Annotated in this window: 23 protein-coding genes and 1 pseudogene; 18 read left to right on the plus strand and 6 right to left on the minus strand. The window is 49.8% G+C overall.

The window, feature by feature from the left end:
• The 6 genes from AAIR21_RS17735 to AAIR21_RS17760 form a co-directional block, all read left to right on the plus strand.
• Window positions 1-270, plus strand: a 270-nt coding sequence (locus AAIR21_RS17735; RefSeq protein WP_434681767.1) for a JAB domain-containing protein, incomplete at its 5' end; no start/stop codon positions are given.
• Window positions 271-283: 13 nt separating this feature from the next.
• Window positions 284-505 carry a DUF987 domain-containing protein gene (locus tag AAIR21_RS17740; RefSeq protein ID WP_434681769.1) on the plus strand — a complete coding sequence of 74 codons (222 nt, stop codon included), beginning with the start codon at window positions 284-286 and terminating at the stop codon, window positions 503-505.
• A gap of 22 nt (window positions 506-527) precedes the next feature.
• Window positions 528-887, plus strand: coding sequence for a type IV toxin-antitoxin system YeeU family antitoxin (locus AAIR21_RS17745; RefSeq protein ID WP_434681771.1), 360 nt, complete (start codon window positions 528-530; stop codon window positions 885-887).
• Between the two features lie 51 nt (window positions 888-938).
• A complete protein-coding gene (locus AAIR21_RS17750) occupies window positions 939-1,316 on the plus strand; it encodes a TA system toxin CbtA family protein (protein WP_434681773.1) in 378 nt (125 codons plus the stop codon).
• Window positions 1,313-1,804, plus strand: a complete 492-nt coding sequence (locus AAIR21_RS17755; protein WP_434681775.1) for a DUF5983 family protein — start codon at window positions 1,313-1,315, stop codon at window positions 1,802-1,804. Before AAIR21_RS17750 ends, AAIR21_RS17755 begins: the two co-directional genes overlap by 4 nt.
• Before the next feature lie 29 nt (window positions 1,805-1,833).
• Window positions 1,834-2,037, plus strand: coding sequence for a hypothetical protein (locus AAIR21_RS17760; protein WP_434681777.1), 204 nt, complete (start codon window positions 1,834-1,836; stop codon window positions 2,035-2,037).
• A 59-nt stretch (window positions 2,038-2,096) separates the two neighbouring features.
• Here the strand turns inward: AAIR21_RS17760 and AAIR21_RS17765 are convergent, their stop codons facing one another.
• Entirely contained in the window at window positions 2,097-3,074 is a 978-nt protein-coding gene (locus AAIR21_RS17765; RefSeq protein ID WP_434681779.1) for a glycosyltransferase, read from the minus strand.
• A gap of 471 nt (window positions 3,075-3,545) precedes the next feature.
• Between AAIR21_RS17765 and AAIR21_RS17770 the strand changes: the two genes are divergently transcribed.
• From AAIR21_RS17770 to AAIR21_RS17790, 5 genes and pseudogenes are all read left to right on the plus strand, one after another.
• Window positions 3,546-4,379: a DUF4942 domain-containing protein gene (locus AAIR21_RS17770; RefSeq protein ID WP_434681781.1), complete on the plus strand. Its 834-nt coding sequence runs from the start codon at window positions 3,546-3,548 to the stop codon at window positions 4,377-4,379.
• A gap of 70 nt (window positions 4,380-4,449) precedes the next feature.
• Window positions 4,450-5,457, plus strand: a complete 1,008-nt coding sequence (locus tag AAIR21_RS17775; RefSeq protein ID WP_434681783.1) for a restriction endonuclease — start codon at window positions 4,450-4,452, stop codon at window positions 5,455-5,457.
• A gap of 369 nt (window positions 5,458-5,826) precedes the next feature.
• Window positions 5,827-6,375 (plus strand): annotated as a pseudogene (locus tag AAIR21_RS17780) (tyrosine-type recombinase/integrase); the annotation flags it as partial.
• A gap of 59 nt (window positions 6,376-6,434) precedes the next feature.
• Window positions 6,435-6,755, plus strand: a complete 321-nt coding sequence (locus AAIR21_RS17785) for a TA system toxin CbtA family protein (protein WP_105597436.1) — start codon at window positions 6,435-6,437, stop codon at window positions 6,753-6,755.
• A gap of 113 nt (window positions 6,756-6,868) precedes the next feature.
• Window positions 6,869-7,702, plus strand: coding sequence for a DUF4942 domain-containing protein (locus tag AAIR21_RS17790; protein WP_417632956.1), 834 nt, complete (start codon window positions 6,869-6,871; stop codon window positions 7,700-7,702).
• Window positions 7,703-7,893: 191 nt separating this feature from the next.
• Here the strand turns inward: AAIR21_RS17790 and AAIR21_RS17795 are convergent, their stop codons facing one another.
• The gene (locus AAIR21_RS17795; RefSeq protein WP_434681786.1) at window positions 7,894-8,799 is read right to left on the minus strand and encodes a phosphorothioated DNA-binding restriction endonuclease; all 906 of its coding nucleotides are present in this window, start codon (window positions 8,797-8,799) and stop codon (window positions 7,894-7,896) included.
• Window positions 8,800-9,052: 253 nt separating this feature from the next.
• Between AAIR21_RS17795 and AAIR21_RS17800 the strand changes: the two genes are divergently transcribed.
• Window positions 9,053-9,865 (plus strand): hypothetical protein, encoded by an 813-nt coding sequence (locus AAIR21_RS17800; RefSeq protein WP_020885353.1) that lies wholly within the window; start codon window positions 9,053-9,055, stop codon window positions 9,863-9,865.
• 524 nt (window positions 9,866-10,389) lie between these two features.
• Window positions 10,390-10,842: a SymE family type I addiction module toxin gene (locus tag AAIR21_RS17805; RefSeq protein WP_074147066.1), complete on the plus strand. Its 453-nt coding sequence runs from the start codon at window positions 10,390-10,392 to the stop codon at window positions 10,840-10,842.
• A gap of 95 nt (window positions 10,843-10,937) precedes the next feature.
• On the opposite strand, the gene AAIR21_RS17810 is transcribed toward AAIR21_RS17805, so the two are convergent.
• The 4 genes from AAIR21_RS17810 to AAIR21_RS17825 form a co-directional block, all read right to left on the minus strand.
• Window positions 10,938-11,684 (minus strand): SAM-dependent methyltransferase, encoded by a 747-nt coding sequence (locus AAIR21_RS17810; RefSeq protein ID WP_183516827.1) that lies wholly within the window; start codon window positions 11,682-11,684, stop codon window positions 10,938-10,940.
• Between the two features lie 10 nt (window positions 11,685-11,694).
• The gene (locus AAIR21_RS17815; RefSeq protein WP_014168433.1) at window positions 11,695-11,952 is read right to left on the minus strand and encodes a YjhX family toxin; all 258 of its coding nucleotides are present in this window, start codon (window positions 11,950-11,952) and stop codon (window positions 11,695-11,697) included.
• A 288-nt stretch (window positions 11,953-12,240) separates the two neighbouring features.
• Entirely contained in the window at window positions 12,241-12,813 is a 573-nt protein-coding gene (locus AAIR21_RS17820; protein ID WP_183516799.1) for a DUF1349 domain-containing protein, read from the minus strand.
• 50 nt (window positions 12,814-12,863) lie between these two features.
• A complete protein-coding gene (locus tag AAIR21_RS17825; protein WP_183516798.1) occupies window positions 12,864-13,859 on the minus strand; it encodes a LacI family DNA-binding transcriptional regulator in 996 nt (331 codons plus the stop codon).
• A 241-nt stretch (window positions 13,860-14,100) separates the two neighbouring features.
• On the opposite strand from AAIR21_RS17825, the gene AAIR21_RS17830 reads away from it, so the two are divergent.
• The 5 genes from AAIR21_RS17830 to AAIR21_RS17850 all read left to right on the plus strand — a co-directional run bounded on the left by AAIR21_RS17830 (window position 14,101) and on the right by AAIR21_RS17850 (window position 20,684).
• On the plus strand, window positions 14,101-15,339 hold the full coding sequence (locus AAIR21_RS17830) for an MFS transporter (protein ID WP_014168436.1): 1,239 nt from the start codon (window positions 14,101-14,103) through the stop codon (window positions 15,337-15,339).
• 19 nt (window positions 15,340-15,358) lie between these two features.
• Entirely contained in the window at window positions 15,359-16,792 is a 1,434-nt protein-coding gene (locus tag AAIR21_RS17835; RefSeq protein ID WP_183516797.1) for a glycoside hydrolase family 32 protein, read from the plus strand.
• Between the two features lie 92 nt (window positions 16,793-16,884).
• Window positions 16,885-18,150, plus strand: coding sequence for an OmpG porin family protein (locus AAIR21_RS17840; RefSeq protein ID WP_183516796.1), 1,266 nt, complete (start codon window positions 16,885-16,887; stop codon window positions 18,148-18,150).
• 14 nt (window positions 18,151-18,164) lie between these two features.
• Entirely contained in the window at window positions 18,165-19,658 is a 1,494-nt protein-coding gene (locus AAIR21_RS17845) for a glycoside hydrolase family 32 protein (protein WP_183516795.1), read from the plus strand.
• A gap of 12 nt (window positions 19,659-19,670) precedes the next feature.
• Complete coding sequence (locus tag AAIR21_RS17850; RefSeq protein WP_063925699.1) at window positions 19,671-20,684, plus strand: OmpG porin family protein; 1,014 nt, start codon at window positions 19,671-19,673, stop codon at window positions 20,682-20,684.
• Window positions 20,685-20,699: the final 15 nt, after the last annotated feature.

Here is a 20,699-nt window from a genome sequence, read left to right on the forward strand (position 1 = left end):
CTGATAGCCCACGAAACGCTCTTCACCGGGACCATCAACCATACGCAGGTACATCTACGTGAAGTGATAAAGGCAGCACTGAAATACAACGCGGCTGCCATCGTGCTTTCACACAATCATCCGTCAGGTTATGCGGAACCCGGCCATGCTGACCGACGGCTCACTGACCATATGAAGCAGGCACTTAAACTCGTGGATATCTGCCTGCTGGACCACCTGGTCGTGGGAGGCATGGATATCGTCTCGTTTGCCGAGCGTGGCTGGCTTTAGGGAGAGAATAACCATGAAAATCATCAGCAAACGTCAGGCAATGGCGATATACCGCCAGCATCCTCAGTCCCGGTTATTTCGCTTCTGTACCGGCAAATACAAATGGTCCGGCAGCATCTGCCATTATGCCAGTCGGGAGGTGCAGGATATCAGTGGTGTGCTGGCCATCTTTGCCGAACGCCGCCAGGACCGTAACGGTCCCTATGTCGTATTGCGCTGCGTTACCCTGAATTAACGCATAGTTGAGGATTACTTAAATGCAGAACACAACAAATGTCGCAAACCATGATATTGCCGGACCCTTGTGGGGACTTAAACCCACCGTCACGCCGTGTTTTGGCGCACGCCTGGTGCAGGAAGGCAATTGCCTGCATTACCTGGCTGACCGCGCCAGTATCACCGGCACATTCAGTGACGCGGATTTACGCCATCTCGACCATGCGTTTCCGCTGCTGCTCAAACAGCTTGAACTGATGCTGGTTTCCGGTGAACTCAATCCCTACCACCAGCACTGCGTTACGCTCTACGCAAAAGGGCTGACATGCGATGCCGACACCCTGGGTAGTTGCGGCTATGTCTATATTGCGCTTTACCCAACACCTGCAACAACCGCGTAAATCTTCTTACTACTTATCTTCGTTTTAACCCATCAACAAAGAGATCCAGCTATGCAAACTCAACGACTATCCTCAACAGGGGAGACCTCACCACGTCCGTCACCGCTGGAGATCTGGCAACGGCTTCTTAGCCACGTGCTGGATCGTCACTACGGCCTGACGCTCAACGACACGCCTTTCGGTAATGATGGTGTGATCCAGGAACATATCGAAGCCGGTATCTCACTGTGCGACGCCGTGAATTTTATCGTGGAAAAGTACACCCTGGTGCGCATCGATCGTCGTGGTTTTAACGCAGAAACTCAGTCGCCGCTTCTCTCCAGTATCGATATTCTCCGCGCCCGCAAAGCCACCGGGCTGATGACGCGCAACGGCTACAGAATGGTAACCGATATCACCACCGGCAAATACCGCGAGATGCAGCCATGAAGCTGTCCCTGACCGTGGAAGCCGATTCCATCAACGTACTGGCCCTTAACCTGGGCCGGATCGCTGTTGATATCGACGGTATTGAACTGGCTGACCTGATCAATATGGTCTGTGACAACGGTTATTCACTTCGTGTTGCTGAAGCTACAGGAAAGCTGGTCGTTGAAGATCCTCTGCCACCCATCGCCCGTGTTAACGGCATTCAGTGCAGCACCGCACACATTACCGAAGCTGACAACACTCTGCTGTTTACCCTTTCGCACCAGCATGAAGACTTTGGCGAGTCGGAATGGATTCTGTACACCGGGTCGGGTTATCTGCTCCACCTCGGCGCATGGTCGTTTCCGGTCTTACGCCTCAAACGCCTCGGCCTGTCGAAAGCCTGTCGTCGCCTAGTGGTAACGCTTATCCATCGCTACGCTGCTGGCATTATTCATCTGGATGCCTTTGGCGAAGTACTGCCGGGCTTTGCCACCTTCGACTGGTAACCCAACATCAATCACCACAAGGAGTTCGAATGCCAGAATTAACCACTGAAGCCGTTCTCAACATTCTGATTGAGTGGCTGCGTGACAGTATCAGTTGCGATACGGAGATCATCTTCGATAACGACGAAGACAACACCGACTCAGCAGCCCTGTTGCCTTGGATTGAACAGGCACTACAGGACGTTCGCGATCTCCGCCATCTGCAGCTTCTGCAACAGTCGAGGACAGATTAGCTACCAGACTATACTCATCGCCCACGCCTGAGCGCCAGCACAACGGCTGGCGCTTTGATTTATATCGATCGTTGCTGTCCAGACGAAACGGGAGAGTAATAAATTTTACGAGCCAGCTTCAGGAGGAAAAAAACATCGCTCAGGCTGCTTATACCGGGCAGTAACTGGCGAAAGGTTATCCGTGCGTAAAAGCTGATACGCAGCGCTTGCTGGTTACTGACTTTGCGACGGTACAGTCCGAGAAAATGGCGGCACTCCACCAGCGCATGTCTGACCAGTGCGCGTCTGACTGCGCGTTGTTGCTGTTGTTCGCTCAGGGTAAGAGTGTCGGCAATCACGTCAATATAGCTGGTCGCGCGGATATCGTAATAATCCTGCCGGTGGGTAATTGACGCAGGGTTGCTGATGTAGGTGTAGTCCCTGCGGTCGGCAAAATAAAACCTGCCATTTCCAGCCGCGAGGTGGATGGTCCAGAGAATGTCTTTGTGGCTTTTGCCTACCTGGAATCTCAGGCCATGCTCGCGGATATACGCCGAACGGGTTATCTGCAGCCACAGGTAATGCGGCCATTCGCGCTGCTTCACACAGTAGCATATCCACTCCTGGCCTGTGAGCGTCTGACCGTATGGTTGCTGGCGGTGCACGGAGGCAAGATGGTACCCGGTACTGTCGGCTCGCCAGCCATTGAACACGGCAACATCGGCCTGTGCTTCATGAGCAGTCCGTAGTCGTTCCTGCAAAAATCCGTCATCTATCAGGTCATCTGCATCCAGAAACACCACCCACTCACCGCTGTGCACCGCCAGTGCGGCGTTACGTGCGGCATATACTCCCTGATTTTCCTGATGAATAAGCATCAGCCGCTCATCGGTGATGGCACTGAGTATGGACCACGTTTCGTCAGTGGAACCATCATCCACGATAATCACCTCAATGCTGAGCGTTTGCTCGCTGAGGAGTTTATACACCAGGAGACCGATGGAGGCCTGCGCATTGAAGGCCGGGATAATGACGCTGACATCAATTTTAGGCTTCATACGGGGCTACGCTTTCCCTTCGCTGTCATCTTTCCGACGCCTGATGGGGAGAATGTGTTTTTCCCTGATTTCCTGCTCAGTATCAAATAAGCACTCGTCGCAGAATTCTGTATCGAGCCCGAAAACCCGCTCCAGAACACACCTTTTCTTATTACAGCGTGCGCATCTTTTCATCACATCATCCGTTACGATATTTCGCTGCCATGTTCGCAGAACAAAAGGCGACTGCCCCTCGCTAAGACAGGAAATAGATTGGTAAACAATCAGTTAAATTCATTTACGGGATTCTGGCACAGGGCCAGTCTGGCGGGATAATTCATTTTGCAGATCAATTTTCGAAAATCGATCGGTTTCATCGATCGGTGATTCCCGGTCCGTTTCACCCGCCACTCAGATAATTATCTGAACCAACCAACGCACCACACCCGGCCCGCATCTGTTGCGGGCTTTTTTTACTTATGGAGATTCAACATGCACACTGAAGCCGAAGTAGTAACCGGCCATACAGACGTGATTTGCTCTACCAGTATTGAGCGCATCGTCACCAGACGTAATACCGCGCTGGCACAGATTGAAGCATTCATTCAGCAACTTGCCGATATCTCAACGCTGACCGGCAGCATCGGTGGCGGCAAAGCCAATGAATGGGGAGTACGGCAATACCGTTACGATTGCTGGCTGATGGAGAAAACAAACGTGGCGATGAAGGCCATTACACGCAATATCGATCGCGGTATATGGCGAGATTTGATGCAAAAGTCCGGGATGCTTGCAATTATGGACGCTCAGGCGCGTGAGGAGTGGTACAACAGTCTGGAAAAGGAGGATATTCCGGCAGTCAGTGAAGCAAATATTCTCAGCACGTTCGAGCAACTGCATCTGAATAAAGGAGAGGTGTTTGAGCGCGGCGTCATTAACGTCTTCAAAAGCTTATCGTGGGATTTTAAGACGAACAGCCCCTGCAAGTTTGGCAGGAAAATTATCGTGGCAGGGCTGATCAAATACGACCAGTGGGGATTTGGTCTTAACTGGTGTTGGCAGCGTGATCGACTGTCGGATCTGGAACGGATGCTGATGCTACTCGATGGAAAACCCATTCCCGATAATCGCACCGACGTGACTCGCCGTCTGGGCGATCATATCAATGATAATAGGTACAGCACTCACTATGAAGATGAGATATTTGTGATTAAATACTTTCAGAAAGGAACAGCACATATCACGTTCAAGCGACCTGAACTGGTCGATAAGCTGAATGAAATCATTGCAAAACATTATCCTGGAATGTTAGGTAGTCGTTGTTGAGGATTTTGACGCCTGAGGTAAAACAAGCATATGATCCAGTTTAATTTCTTTTCCTATTGAAGGGATGAGTATGGGCAACAGAATGTGGATGATTCGCGGCGACGGCGGCAAACTCTATGATGATTTTCGCGATAAGCAAATAGTAGGCATCGGTTGGTCTCAGCTGGCTCCATTAGTCAAACCCGGCCTGTCCCGAGCCCAGTTACTCGCCTTATACCAGGAGGCAGATCCCTTAACAAAGCTGGGAACTGCGCGTTCTGGTGCATCGCAGGTCTGGCGTTTTGTGAATGAGATCCAAAAGGGTGATTGGGTTATTACCTATTCTCCAGCCAACCGTACTTATTTGCTAGGCAAAGTTACTTCAGACTTCCAATATCATCCTGAATGGGTGGAAGAGGGGATGGGGATCGCTCGGCAGGTTAAATGGAATACTCAAGATATCGACCGCGATAGACTGTCTGTTGCTACCAAAAACACATTGGGTTCTACGCTGACGGTTTTCCAGCTTCCAGAATATGCTCTAGAAGAGCTTTTGCAGGATAAGAAACCCACTGTAGACGCTATTACTCATAATCCAACAGCGACAGATGAAGATGAGGTCGTTTCTGATCCGCTTCGCGATGTGGAGTCGTTGGCGCGTGAAGGTATTAAAGATCGAGTTAATGGGCTCGATCCAAAGGAGATGGAGTATCTAGTTGCAGGTGTTTTACGCAGCATGGGATATAAAACACAGGTGTCTCCTGTGGGTCCAGATCGTGGGAAGGATATCATCGCTTCACCTGATGGGTTTGGATTTGAGAATCCACGTATTGTCGTTGAGGTAAAACATCGTAGAGAACAAATGGGAAGCCAACAGATCCGTAGCTTTATCGGTGGTCGTCATAAAGACGATCGCGGGCTTTATGTCAGTACCGGTGGTTTTACAAAAGATGCTCGCTATGAAGCCGACCGTTCGACGATACCTCTGACGCTCTGGACACTTGATGATCTCGTCCGTGCGCTTATTGAGAACTACGAGCAAGTCGATATCGAGACCAAACTTTTGGTGCCTCTGAAGAAAACTTTCCTGCCTGCCTGAATATTGCTTTGATAGCCATATCGGTGTTCTACTGGTATGGCTTTATACCCACTCGAAATGTCTATTTTTTATACGAATTACTACTTGTGGGTACAAGTGCGGGTATAACCATTTATTCCTGCTTATAAACTACATTGATTTCAGTCTATTGGGTGTGAAATTCGAGTCCGGCCTTCGGCACCATCGGAACATCAATAGACGTCAACGGACGTCTTTTTTTGTGCCTGAAATCCAGTATTTACCTGTCATTCCCGCTATATTAACTCTCTCAAGGTCAACCGACTTCAACGTACATCTATCAACAGATGTTGGTACAGATGATGGTATTTCCGGTTCGATAATGCTTGTACCAACAGGGAGGGGATAAGCATGGCTCTAACAGATATCAAAGTCAGAACAGCCAAGCCAATGGATAAGCAATATAAGCTGACCGATGGCAGCGGTATGCACCTGCTTGTCCATCCAAATGGTTCAAGATACTGGCGTCTCCAATACCGCTTTGGTGGAAAGCAAAAGATGTTGGCTTTGGGTGTATATCCTGAAGTGTCTCTTGCAGATGCCAGGGCTCGTCGTGACGATGCTCGTAAGCTTTTGGCAAACGGCATCGACCCGGGATACAAAAAGAAAAATGATAAGGTTGAGCAGGAAGAAGCGCGCACTTTTGAGGAGCTTGCTGTTGAGTGGCATGCCACGAATAAAAAGTGGTCGGAAGAACATAGCCGACGAGTGCTGAAAAGCCTGGAGGACAATCTCTTTCCAGCCATTGGCAAACGTAATATTGCCGAACTTAAAACACGGGATTTGTTAGCCCCGATAAAAGCCGTAGAGTTGTCTGGACGTCTTGAGGTCGCGTCACGGCTGCAACAGAGAACTACCGCAATAATGCGTTATGCCGTACAGAGCGGTTTACATCGCTATTTATCCTCAGATACCTGCTAGCCAATAACACCTTCTCTTCTTTTATCAGGACCCAACTCATGCAAATTTCAACTGTACCGGCCACGGTGCCGGTTTCGTCACGCCTGTCGCCCATACAGGTCTGGCAGCAATTGTTAACGTATCTGCTGGAACACCATTACGGCCTGACTCTCAACGACACGCCATTCCACGACGATACGGCCATTGAGGAGCATATCGACGCGGGAATCACGCTTGCCGATGCTGTTAATTTCCTGGTGGAACGTTATGAACTGGTCCGCATCGACCGTAAAGGATTTACCTGGCAGGAGCAGACGCCATTTCTGACCGCGACTGATATTCTCAGAGCCAGGCGAGCTACCGGATTAATAAATACCTGAATTCTTCGAGCCTCATTCCTGATTTTTACCTCTGAACTTCCAACCTTTTTTATTCATCGCATAATGCGCCTGCCACTCCCGGCAGGCGTGTTTGCTTTTATGGACGATTAACGATGCAAACAGAACCCGACGTGTTAACGGAACACAATGAACTCATCCTTTCGACCAGTATCGAGCGTGTTGTCACGGGCCGCGATACCGCACTAAAACGGATCGAACAACTCATTCAGCAGCTTGATGCAATTTCAGGGCTGACCTCCGAAATTGGCGGTGGCACAGCGCAAGACTGGGCTATGAAAGCTGGGCATCGCTACGATAGCTGGCTAACTGAAAAGGCTGATAAAGCGCTGCCTGCTATCCTCCGCAATATTGACCGCAGTATCTGGCGCGATTTGATGTTGAAGTCCGGCATGATGGCCTTGATGGATGCGCAGGCTCGTGACCAGTGGCATAAGAACCTGGAGGAGGGCGATCTACCTGCTATCAGCGAGGCGAATATTCTCAGTACTTTTGAACAGTTACATCTCAACAAAATGGATGTGTTTGAACGTGGCATCATCAACGTCTTCAAAGGCCTGTCGTGGGACTACAAAACCAACAGTCCCTGCAGTTTCGGTAAGAAGATCATCATTAACAATCTGGTGACGTATAACCGCTGGGGATTTAGTCTGAACTGGGGTTGGCGACGGGATCAGTTGGCAGACCTAGAGAGAATGCTATTTCTGCTGGATGGTAAACCCATCCCTGATAACCGGAGTGATATCTCCACCCGGTTGATGGAGCATATCCGGGATAATCCGGCTAAGGACGTTTACGAAGATGAGTTCTTCCGCATTCGTTACTATCAGAAAGGCACTGCGCACTTGGCCTTCAAGCGTCTGGAATTGATTGAGCGAATGAATGACATCATTGCGAAACACTTTCCGGGAATGCTGGCTTCGAGATGATGGGGGGACTGATATTATCTTCGTCGCAGGTAGCTATAGTTGATGAATAGCGCCAGAGATATGCTTGATTGTGATAATCTTCGAGGTAACTCTTGCCCCGATTCGAGTCCCAAAATCAACGATTTAATGTGTTGGTATCGATGTTGGTACATTATCTAAATGTTATTTTTTATTTATTTTAAATCATAGGGTTAGTCATCATGTGCGAGTCCGGCCTTCGACTCCCCCCTATACACCTCCCTCCGATGCCATTCCACAAACCCCTCCCCTGGATAATTCCCTTTCACCATCGGCAGTGCTATCTGCTTCCCGGCGAAATCCCAGAACAGTCTTCCTACAATCCCATTCCCGTTGCCATTTACCGCCTCAGAGACCAGAACCCGCAAACTGTCATCCAGCCCAATCGATCCCTTATCAAACGCTTTATGATGAATTGCACACAGCGCCAGCCCGTTCGGGATTTCACACGGCCCGCCAAACTGTTTCCATTTGATATGCGCGGCTTCAAGCGCAACGGAGGTGTTATCATGTCGCATGTTGAATCCGCAGATTGCACATTCATAGTTATAGGCGCGAAGCACCTGCTGGCGAAACAACGGATCGCGAACCTTACGGATCTGTTGAATATCAAAACCCATCTCATCTGCGATCTCTTCCTGGATGCTTTCCGGGAAATGCGCCTCAAGGATCTTCTGTGCCAGCGAGCCGATCAGCTTCTTGTTCTTTCTCAGTAGCGCATAGTGTTCTTCATCAAAACCGCCAGCGACCTTATGTTCAACCAGCTCTTTTACCGGTGGCTGTTTGCTGCCAGTGGTGGAACAGAGTTCACTGTTCTCAAGATCCCAGAATCCATCCCCTTTGAGCCGCCAGAAGGGCATGTTCGGGTAATGTTCTTTCCTGTCTGGACCAAAGCGTTCTAACAGGCTTAGCAGTTGAGCATGTACCTCGGTACCGTAGTCAAACAGACGTGCATGCCCCTGCTGATAGTTCGCCAGCACGTACAGAAGCAATAAAGGCTTATGTGGCGCACGTTGTTCGCCCTTGCGCCAGATGGTGATGTTGGCAATTGCCTGTTCGAGTGTTTTGCTGGAAGCCATCGCGTTACGGAAGAAGGTAAATAATTGCGATGATGCTCGAAAATTCGCACTTGTTCAACCCACCAATGTGTCACTATCAACCACAATACGTCGACGGAGAACGCTTTTCCCACTCATTTTTAGTACCTCCGTCATGGCCCTTAAATTTGAAGAGGAAGATCTGTAATTTATCCCAGTAGATCTTTTAAAATTAATAGACTGACTATCCATCTTAGGGATATCATTTTTGTGCGATTATTACTGGGGATATAATGTGGAATTATTAAATCGTTTTTTGAAGTTAGAAGTTCTAAAACGTATATATTATGGTTTATTTTCTTCAGGTGTGGCTGTTTTCGTGTATTATTGTGTGCGAATTGGTTTTTTTCCTACAGGTTTATCACTTTCAGATGTGATTTTCTTTTTCATGGTTATTATGTCCTTTTCACTGTTTTTGTTATTTTTCTTGCTTTGCTGGTATTCCATTTCAGTTGTAATTTCTAATTTTGCAATGAAGTTTATAATTTTCGTTCTTCAGATGCGGAAAATAAAGGATAAGAGGTTGCTTCGCCAATTCAAAGGCATAAATTTAATTGCAGAGAGGATGAAAATTTATAGTTATATGCCTTACCATTATTTTATTGCTTTAACTGGCGGGTTGGTTATTTTTTCTGGGATTAATTCTGGAAAGATTGACACATTATCAGTTACCCTGTCCATAATGATAATGTCAATCTGTATATCATTAGTTCCTCATGCTTATACAGACCGAAGGATCAAACGAGGCCATAAAAAAAATCATCTAATTTCTCTTGTCGTATTCTCAATTTTTATATTTTTTACTCTGTCTGGTATGCCACCTATTCTCAACGATACAAGTATGAGCTATATTGGTTTTCGGAAATATGATGTTACGGTTACTCTTGAAGGTAGCGACTTGGAAATGGCTAGGTATCTAACAGGAAATAAAAATCAAACTCACTTTAAATGTGATGCTCTTTTTACCGGGATAGGTAGTACGTCTTTATTGGAGATTAACGATAAAAGGATTATTGTAAAAAATTCCGGCATGTCGCTCGCATTCTAGATGAATAACATAGTGAAGTATTGCAGCAAAGAAAATTGCTGCAATTCAATTATTTGATTTATAGTTTACAATATCACTTATGCTAATATTATTAATTGGTCGGTGATGTTGATTTTCTTAATTACACTCAGTACGTGGGTTTTCTTACTAAACAAATGCATGTATTGGTTTTTAGAGGGGGGTTAAGTTTATGTAAATTACAAGGGTAACCATTGATGTGGTTTTTATGTTGTCAATTTTTTAGAATAATATGGTAAGTATAATTAGACAGCGTTGATTCCAATGCTGATTGATGCGTAAATGTGTCTTGTGGTTTTTTTGATGTTTCCTGAATCCCCCTCGCAAATTCCAAATTTACCCCACGCCAAACCGCTGTATTTATATTCAGCCTGGTATAATACGCATCAGAAATAACGCCGAACGGCAGAGTGAGTTTCACAGGAATTATTTACAACGAGACGCGATATGAAGGTGCTGCAACACCCCCATACCGCTAACCACAAGCAACTGAAAAGGAGTTGAAAATGGCTGCGCCGAATTTTATGCCAGAGTTTACGGTTTGCAAAACAGAATCAGACGCTTTCACCGGCATGATTGAAAACCGCGAGCTGGTACGCAAAAACAGTACCCGCCGACTTCACGGCAACCAGACCAGTGCAGCGCCCGTCCATCCCCGCGCAGAAACGCCGGAAGCAAGCTCTGCCTGCTGCGAACTCTATGCCCGGATAGATAATAAATATCTTCCGCTGGGGGGAGACTGGCTAACACGAGCAGGGTTTATCAGCGGTATGCCGGTTAAAATCCGGGTGATGAAAGACTGTATTGTGATCACGCCGCAGCATACAAGAGAATTATGGGGATGCCTGGAAGGAATGAGTGTGGTGAATATCAATAAACAAAAAGTCGCTCAGTGGTTAAAAACATTTCCAGGGGCGTTAAATGATACGGGCGATATCCCGGTGATTAAACGCGGGTGAACGTGACGGAATCCGCGTTCATATTATCCTGAGCCGTCTTAATATCTGATGCGTGTAGGCGGTATAGTCGTTAAGGCTATACCGCCTGTTTCAGGCTATCGGGCAATCAACGCAAACACCCCCCAGCCAAAGTACTCTCGTGTGTAGGTGACGTGGCGTTTGGGCGCAATTGTCAGCTCCGCGCGAACTTCTTGTGCAAAGTCATCGTCAGGGTTTTCCGCCAGCCAGCGACGCAGGGTCATCCATTTCGCCGCTTCGTATCTGTCCCAGCCTTCCTGGTCTGCGAGGACCATTTCCACCAGGTCATAGCCCTGTGCGTCGAACGAGGCGACCAGGTCGGGCAGGGTGAGAAAGTCTGCGATGGACGAGACGCCGCAGGCCTGGGCTACCTCATCGCTCGCAGGAACCTGACGCCAGTAGGGTTCACCGATGAGTATCATTCCGCCAGGCCGGAGGCTTTTTGCCAGCAGCGCCATTGTTCCGGCGACGCCGCCGGCAATCCAGGTGGCGCCTACGCAGGCCGCCACATCACATTTTTCATCTGCAATGTATCCGGCCGCGTCGTCATGAATAAAGCGCACGTGATCGCTGACGCCGAGTTCGTCAGCACGGCGCGTTGCCTGTTCGGTGAAAAGTCGGCTCATGTCGATGCCGGTGCCGGTAATGCCGTGATCGCGCGCCCAGGTGCAGAGCATCTCCCCCGAGCCGCTGCCGAGATCGAGAATGCGCCTGCCTGGCTTCATGCGTAACACGCGGCCCAGCGTGGCGTACTTTTCCGGGGTGAACGGGTTATGAATGCGGTGTTCGCTTTCGCTGACGGTAAAAATACGTGGGATATCCATCATCCTCTCCTTAACGATTATCTGGCTGGGCACGAACGCTGTTCAGCCCGGTCGTGTTAATGCGGTAGGGCTGACCGTTGACGGACTTGATCAGCTTTTTGGTTTTGAGTTTTTTGAAGACGGCGAGCGTGCAGTCGGCGAGCAACAGCCCTTCGCGGCTGTAGCATTCAACGGCGGTGACGCGGCCTGAGCTATCGCGGACGTGCGCAATACGTCCACCTTTGGCGAGAACGTGTAAGGTACGTTGTTCCTGACGGGATAAATTCATACTGGAAAACCTGTTTAATCATCATGTGCAAAACGTGCAAACACACCGCGGTGTCCGCATTCGATTTCGGCGCATTGATAATCAGTCCGGCCTGAAAGGTCGGGGAGCTGATTATCGGATGATGACATTCTCCAGCATCAAAGCCTCGGGTTGAGTTGAGAGGTATTTACGGGGTGAATAATATCACCTGTTTATTTTAAGGGAATGGTCGGGTGGGAAAAGTGTGATCCAGGTGGAAGCTCAGGCAGCGCCATCAACGGATCGTAGAACCGGATGGCGCGATGTAAATCAGCTGAGATCGTGCAGCGCTTTATCCATGGCCGGAGCGAGACTGAAATCACGAAACTCGACGGCTAAGCCGCTGCGTTCGGGCGTGCAGCACATGACACCGACTTTCACTGGCCCCGACGGGAAATGGCATAAACGCAGCAAAGGCCACGACAGCCCGTCTGCTGAGTACTGTAACCGCAACGCGTCTCCCTTACGGGTCAGGCGAAGCCAGAACTCCCGGGGGTTACCCGGGAAGATACCGGTTGCCCAGTCGGAGGCCTGTAACGTCAGTACGCTGCCAATGGCCGGCGCGCCATCATTGTATTCAATCCCGGCCTTGAGCCAATGTTGCTCGTCCGACATCAGCATGATTCCCGCCTGGTCATAGAGCGTGCTGAAATCAGCGCGGATTTGAGTCTGAAACGTGAAATCACCCGCCGCGTCAGTCGCGTAGATGTGGCCCGAGAAACGCTCGAATCCGTACCACGTATGGCGCCAGAAATCGGTGTGGTCGTCTGTCACGACCGATAACGTGTTGTTCTCGCTATGCCATTCGGCAGGTTCGTTTATCCAGTAAAATTCGTTTTGCATAATGTCCCCAGGTGACTGTCAAAAGGTCGTCGGTATGCGGCCTCCCTTGCTCAACAGGATTCGCGCCTGAGCCAGGGGCTCTCGACCAGCACCTTATCCCGGTGGGTGTCGCCATTGATAATGTGCAGTGTACTTAAGCGCCCAATCTCATAATGCGGCAGCTGGACCGTGGATAGCGGGGGTAAAAACAAATTTCCGATGCCGACAAGATTATCGTAGCCAAGAACGGCAATATCCTGTGGGATTCGGATACCCTGCGTTAACAGCGTCTGATACACCATGAAGGCAATACGGTCGTTACCACAGATGACTGAATCAAATTGCGGTTTCCCCTGAACGATATGCGCCAGCAGCATCTCCGGAATATCCCGGTAGTGCTCATCGCCAAATTGCATATAGCAGTGCTCAAGCGTATCAGGATCGATACCGGCTTCACGGCAGGCGCGATCCAGTCCCTGACGGCGGCGACGCGTCGCCAGATGGTTGACAGGTAAATGCAGGCAGAGAGGGCGGCTGTATCCCGCCGCCAGCAAGGCCTGTACGGCCGTATACTGGCCTTGTTCATCGTCAGGTATATAGCTGGCAACCGGTTCTCCCGTGTTCTCGCAGTTGGCCAGAACGCAAGGGTGCTCCAGTAGCCGGGGCGGGATGCTCACTTCACGCAGCCCCATGGTGGTGAAAATGATCCCCCCGGGCCGGTGGGCGAGCAGCAGGTCGACAATATCGTCAGGGTTATCATCGGTAAACATATTCACCACGAAGCTGTTCCAGCCATACGCCCGCGCGGTTTCCTCGATAGACAGCGTGATTTCTACCGAAAAAGGGGTGGTGACGGTATCCAGCGCCAGTACGCCGATGGTTTTGTTGCGGGAGCCGACACGACGAACCTGCCGGGCTGAGAGGTCAGGCACGTAATTTAACTGCAGGATCGCCTCCTGCACCCGGGCCAGGGTTTCAGGCTTTACGCGTTTCGGGTCATTGAGCACCCGGGAAACCGTCATGAGCGATACATTGGCCAGTTTGGCCACATCTTTTAAAGACGCCATAGCTTTCCATTATCTGAATGCATTCGACCCGGTAAGGTGTTGTGAGCCAATGCGAATGTCCTATTCTAGGCACCGACGCCCAGGGTTACGCAAGTCACACTCAAAAGTTTGAGCGCGATCTCAACACATTAATGTTAACGTTAACTTTTGTGATTAACATCGAGTATCACATCAAAATCGAGTGTACGCCTGAAATGTTAACGTTACCATCTTAGTATATCCTTCTTGCGAGATTACGTAGATGAAAAAACGGCCTACTCGAAGTTACATGCTGCTCAGCGCTCTGCTGTTCTTTTTCTTTGTGACCTGGTCCTCATCAAGTTCACTTCTCTCAATCTGGCTTCACCAGGAAGTGGGGCTAAAGGCATCGGAAACCGGCATTATTTTTTCCGTATTATCCGTCTCCGCGCTCTTCGCGCAGGTCTGTTATGGCTTTATCCAGGACCGACTCGGTCTGCGCAAACATTTGTTATGGTTTATCACCGCGTTGTTGATCCTCTCCGGCCCGGCGTATCTGCTTTTTAGCTACCTGCTGAGCGTTAATATTCTGCTGGGCAGCGTATTCGGGGGCTTATTTATCGGGCTGACGTTTAATGGCGGTATCGGCGTTCTGGAGTCCTATACCGAGCGCGTTGCGCGTCAGAGTACGTTTGAGTTTGGGCGGGCACGCATGTGGGGGTCTCTGGGCTGGGCGGTCGCCACGTTTTTTGCCGGGTTATTGTTTAATATCAACCCTGACCTTAACTTCCTGGTGGCGTCATGCTCAGGGTTAATCTTCTTCTGTCTGCTGGCCCGCTTAAAGGTGGCCGCGCCGGCAAGCATGGAGAAACTCGAAATTGGCGCTAAAAAAGTTTCTCTGGAAGACGCCCTGCGCCTGCTGACTCTGCCGCGCTTCTGGGCGCTGATATTCTTCGTGGTCGGAACCTGCATTTACGGCGTATACGATCAGCAATTCCCGGTCTATTTCTCGTCACAGTTCCCGACATTACGAGAAGGGAACGAGATGTTTGGCTATTTAAACTCTTTCCAGGTCTTTCTCGAGGCCGCGGGTATGTTTTGTGCGCCGTGGCTGGTTAATCGCATTGGCGCTAAAAATGGCCTGATATTCGCAGGAATGGTGATGGCGCTGCGCATGATTGCTTCCGGGCTGGTGGAAGGCCCCTTGCTTATCTCCATTACCAAACTGCTTCACGCGGTCGAACTGCCAATATTGTTAGTTGCCATATTTAAATACAACAGCCTGAATTTCGACAAACGTCTCTCCTCCACCATTTATCTGGTGGGATTTGCCTGCACCAGCTCCGTCATTGGCACCGTCTTGTCCCCGCTGGCAGGCTTTAGCTATGAGAGATTTGGCTTCGCCCAATCCTATCTGATCATGGGCATCATGGTGTTCAGCACCACGTTTATTTCCATTTTCCTTTTGCGCTCAACTAAATCCTCATCTGAGCCATCTTTTCTGCAGCAAAACGCTGTGTAATGTACTGAGAGTAAAGACGATGACATCCTTATTAGAACAGGCTGAACAGGTGCTTGAAAAAGCACAATCGGGGATTAATCCGCGCTGGTATCCGCGCTATCACCTCGCCCCTCGCGCAGGCTGGATGAATGATCCTAATGGCCTGGTATGGTTTGACGGCTGGTATCACGCCTTTTATCAACACCATCCCTACTCCCCGAAATGGGGACCGATGCACTGGGGGCACGCCCGAAGCAAAGATCTGGTGCATTGGGAACATCTGCCCGTCGCGCTAGCACCAGAAGGCCCGGCGGACAAAGACGGCTGTTTCTCCGGCTCCGCCGTGGTAGACGGCGATACGCTGGCGCTCATCTACACCGGACATAAATTTCACGGCCCGTCGGACACAGACGACAACCTCTACCAGGTGCAGTGTCTGGCGACCAGTCGTGACGGCATCCATTTTGAACGGCACGGCAGGGTGATTGATACACCGCCCGGACTGCATCACTTTCGCGATCCGAAGGTGTGGCGCGAAGGTGAGTTCTGGTACATGGTTGTCGGCTCCCGCGTGGAGAATACCGGCCAGGTGCGCCTGTGCCGTTCCACCGATCTCCGCGAATGGCATGACGAAGGTATTTTCGCCGAGGCTGATGAAGGCAAGGGCTTTATGTGGGAATGCCCGGATTTCTTTACCCTGGGAGAGAAGCGTGTCCTGATGTTCTCGCCGCAGGGCATGGCGGCGGAAGGGTATCACTATCGCAACCTGTTCCAGAGTGGCTATTTACTTGGGGACTGGCAGCCAGGTCAACCGTTCACCCACAGCGGACAATTTACTGAGCTGGACCACGGCCACGACTTTTATGCCCCGCAGAGTTTCGTGACCCCGGATGGCCGACGCATTGTCATCGGGTGGCTGGATATGTGGGAATCACCGATGCCCGAACAGCAGGATGGCTGGGCCGGAATGCTCTCGCTTCCACGCGAATTAAGCCTTGTCGATGGCCGGGTGAGAATGAAACCGGCTGCCGAAGTGACCGCGCTGCGTGGCAGCTATTATCCCACGCCCGTCCGCTGCCTGAACAATCAGAACGTCTTTGTCGCGGCAGATGCCGATGCGGTCGAAGTACAGCTGGCATGGGATTTGAGCGCATCGACGGCTGAACAGTTTGGTATCGCGTTGGGCGACGGGCTGAGAATTTACGTCGACGATCAGGCCGGGCGTCTGGTGGTGGAGCGTCGCTATCCGCAATATTCGCTGGAAGGCACGCGCAGTATTCCGCTACCAGCGGACAGCGTTCTGTCACTGCGAATTTTTATTGACCGCTCATCGGTGGAAGTTTTTGTTAACGATGGTGACGCTTGCTTAAGCAGTCGTATTTATCCGCAGCCGGGCGAGCGCGATATTTCATTGTTTGCAAATCAGGGTGTGGCCTCATTATACGATGCGGGATACTGGTCTTTAGATAAATAATTCTCCGTTCCGACCTGTTTCTTGCAGGGTGAGTTTTTATTTCTGCCAGTCTCTGGCTGGCATGTTATTGTCTGGAATAATGAGAGAGCAAAATGGATGAAAGCGTAATACCTCAAAATTGCATTACCGCGAAAGATAAAAACATATTTGTTCCAGGAAAACAGACGCTGGTATTAATGGTGACATTAGCGGCATTTCCTGCCATTGCTGAAGACGTTACAGGAAACTATCAAAGCTATTTTCAGGATGAATCAGACACCAACGGTACGAGTGTATCATCAGCCAATAACGGTAATGAACAATCGTCCCTTCGTGCTTCGTCTTCTCCGGTTGCTGCAGGTCAAAAACCTGAACACACGACCTCGTCAAAGCCCGTGACGTTATCGGCGCAAACGGAGAATAAAAAAGCTGAAGTGAAAAAGCGTCCTGAAGGGGATAACCCCGAAGACGTCAGTCTGTTGCGTTTAAGGCAGGAAGATCCGCCGGTTCACTGGAACAGTATCGGTCGTAACATGGAAGTGGGTGGCCTGCACGGAAACATCGGGTCTCAGATAGAAATTGACGATGTTCGCTGGAGCAATAATAAGAAAAACAGCGGCAAGTTTAAACTCGCCACCATTCAGGCTTTTTTAAGGCACGATGAATTGCCTAACTGGTATTTCGGTTTCTGGAATGCCAGAGAAGACAGTTATAAAGGACAGTTCAGTAATCAGGACTATCAAGGCACCAATACTATCAATGAATTTTTTGTGGGCCATATTTTCGAAACCTGGCGAGGTAATATCGGTACGGAAGTTATGGTCGGCTCCGAAACGGCAACGAAACGCTGGAAAAACCGGTTCAAGGTCTGGCAGGACCTGCGACTGTCCAGCAAATGGAGCCTGGCCGGATACGCGTATGGCGAATATCAGCCTCAGGGTAACGAACCGGGGAATGGCGATCTGGAGCAGTACATTTTCGAAATTGAGCCAGCCATTCAATACCGCGTGAATCCGGATCTCGGACTCTATTTGCGACCCTATTATTACCATAATCGCCAGGAGCGTCAGAGCTGGGGCGATATTGTCGAAGAAGAATGGAAAGTCACGGCCGGACTCTGGCGAAACTGGTATCCATTATTAACCTCCCTGTATGTTGGATTTGGCCAGGACAAAATAGATAACGCCAGCAATGCCAGCGAAGTTTTCTATGACGGTCGGTATAAGTTTATCGGTGGCACGCTGAGTTATCCGGTATTTGGTGAAGTGCGATTATACGGTGAATTCAAAGCACAATTTACGAAAGAAACCGGGCTTTGGACATCGACCGGTCACTCATGGAACCCGTTTACCGTGGTTGGCGTGAATTATAACTTCTGACATTCAGGTGTAGCATGAAAAAATTAATAGTTGCGGCATCTGTCGCGCTGCTTGCACTTTCACTCGGCAATAATCCTGCCTGGTCGCAACCTTCGAAAGAAACATTACAGAATAAAAGTATTACCCATATTAATGGCTTTTTCCCGCGGGTTGACGGTTCATTCGTGGGCGACCCCATGCCCGTGTTTAACGATGGTAAATTTGATATTTATTATCTTAATGATGTCCGCGGCGGCAGCGATCTGGGGGTACATGCTTTTCATCTCTTGTCGAGTGCCAACTTGTATGATTATCAAAACCATTCCGAAGTGATCCCCTACGTTAACGACGTTGACGATCCTGAACTGTTATTGGGAACCGGTTCGATTATTAAAGTCGGCGATACCTGGCATGCCTGGTACACCGCACACAATGAAAATGTGTTCCCGGTTGAGTCTATTATGCACGCGACCAGTAAGGACCGCCTTCACTGGGTGAAACACCCGCAGGACACCATTTTACCCGGCGGTAACTATCGGGGTAATGATTTCCGGGACCCTCACGTCGTTTGGGTTGAGGAAAAGAAAGAATACTGGATGTTAATTACTACCCGCAGTAACGGTCGTGGGGTTATTGCCCGGTACAGTTCAACGGATTTAACGCACTGGGAAGATCGCGGCGTATTTTTTGATAACGACACCATCACCAGCAATGCCAACCTCGAATGCCCGACACTGGTTTACTTCAACGGACGCTGGTATCTCAGCTTTAGCGACCAATGGCCGTTACGCCTGACACAATATCGGGTTGCGGATAATCCGGAGGGGCCGTGGCGGAAACCGGGCAATTATGTGGTCGACGGCTCGGGTTTTTACGCGGGTAAACTGGTACTCAAAAACGATCGGCTGTTTGTTTTCGGCTGGATCCCGACGAAAGCCGGTAACCGTGACAGCGGCAACATTGACTGGGCAGGGAATCTGGTTGCTCATGAGCTCACCGCAGATGATCAGGGCCAGCTCAACAGCATCCTGCCCCAGGAGCTTCAGAAGGTCATCAGTGAGAATCCTGGTCCGGTAACCACCTTAACGAGCATCAAAACGCTTAAAACGGCCACGTCGTTCGGCCCCTTACAGTCGGCGCTGTACCCGGCCTTGCCTGAACGCGGTGAGTTGAGCGCAACCATCGATGTTCCTTCTGCCGGAATGGTGATGAGCTTTGGTCTGACCGACGACAGAGTCAGTGATGCGATGCTGAACGTTGTGTTCAATAAAAGCAAAGGAAAAGTCTATTTTTTCAACGCGCCGCTCGCGTCGATTCATCAGGCTAACGCGGAATCCTGGGTGGATGTTCCGATCGGGGAAAAAATTGAGTTACGCGTTCTCATTCAAAACTCAATTGCTGTCTTTTATATAAACAATAAAGCGGCATTCAGTACCCGGATGTATTCCATGCAGGAGAAGCCGTGGAGTATTAGCCTGCCTCAAAACGACCATTTTCACGCAACGTTGAAAATAAAAGAAATGATTTAACGGGATATTATTATGAAAAACTATCATGCTCTGTCTGTTATTTTTGCTCTTCTGTTTCCCGCGCTGGCGAATGCGAGCATGAGCATCATGAAGGACCCCTCGGGAAAGGTTGTTGCCGTGGACCCGTGGTCCTATCTGGATGAAGAGGTTATGTGGACCTCAGCCCGCTCCTCCAATCCTGCCGGTGGCCGCGTTCATGGCCAACTGAAGATGAAATATGCCATTGAGGACAATAACTGGCGTAACAGCCATTTCCACAACGGGAATGATTCACTGACGTTTGTACAAGGCGTGATGCGACACGATGCGTTACCCGGTTGGTATCTGGCTTTTTCTGAGGGCAGAACCACCCACTATAACGGGACGTGGGAGGATCAGTCTTACCTCAGCCAAAACCAGTGGACTCAGTTGATCATCGGCCATGAATATTTTTATAAACGTCTGCGCTATGGCTGGGATGTCATGGGGGGAAGCGCTTCAATCGAGGACCGCTGGCAAGGCCGCGTTAAGTTCTTTACCGATCTTCGGGTTACGGACAATTTCTCATTCTTTAACTATTTGTATCAGCAGATCGATCACCGCCGCAGCGGTGGATCGCAAAATGACCGCGACGTGCGTTCATTTCAGATTGAGCCTGGCGTGCAATATATTATTAATAACACCACCGGCGTCTGGTTCCGCCAGCAATTTGCCTCTGCCATTTTAGACAGGGCGCAGTGGGGCGATATTGACGAAAAAAGCTGGACCACGTCTGTCGGCGTCTGGCGCAACTGGGGGAAATTATCCACAACGCTCAGCGGCGGGTATGGCCATTATAAGAAATATAATGCGCAGCCTGAAGATGGCGAAGTCTTCCAGAATACCCGCAACCGCTTCCTGAAGGTATCGGCAAATTATCCGTTGACCTCTCGTTTTACCGTGTCCGGAGAAGTTACTGGCTCGTTGATAAAACAGGACGGAAGCTGGGTGACCCACGGTGAGGCTATTACCACCGAATATAAGCTGATGCTGGATTATAACTTTTAAACCGTATGCCTGGAT

Origin of the sequence: Enterobacter sp. PTB, assembly GCF_051130085.1 — a bacterium.
GTDB classification, from domain to species: domain Bacteria; phylum Pseudomonadota; class Gammaproteobacteria; order Enterobacterales; family Enterobacteriaceae; genus Enterobacter; species Enterobacter ludwigii.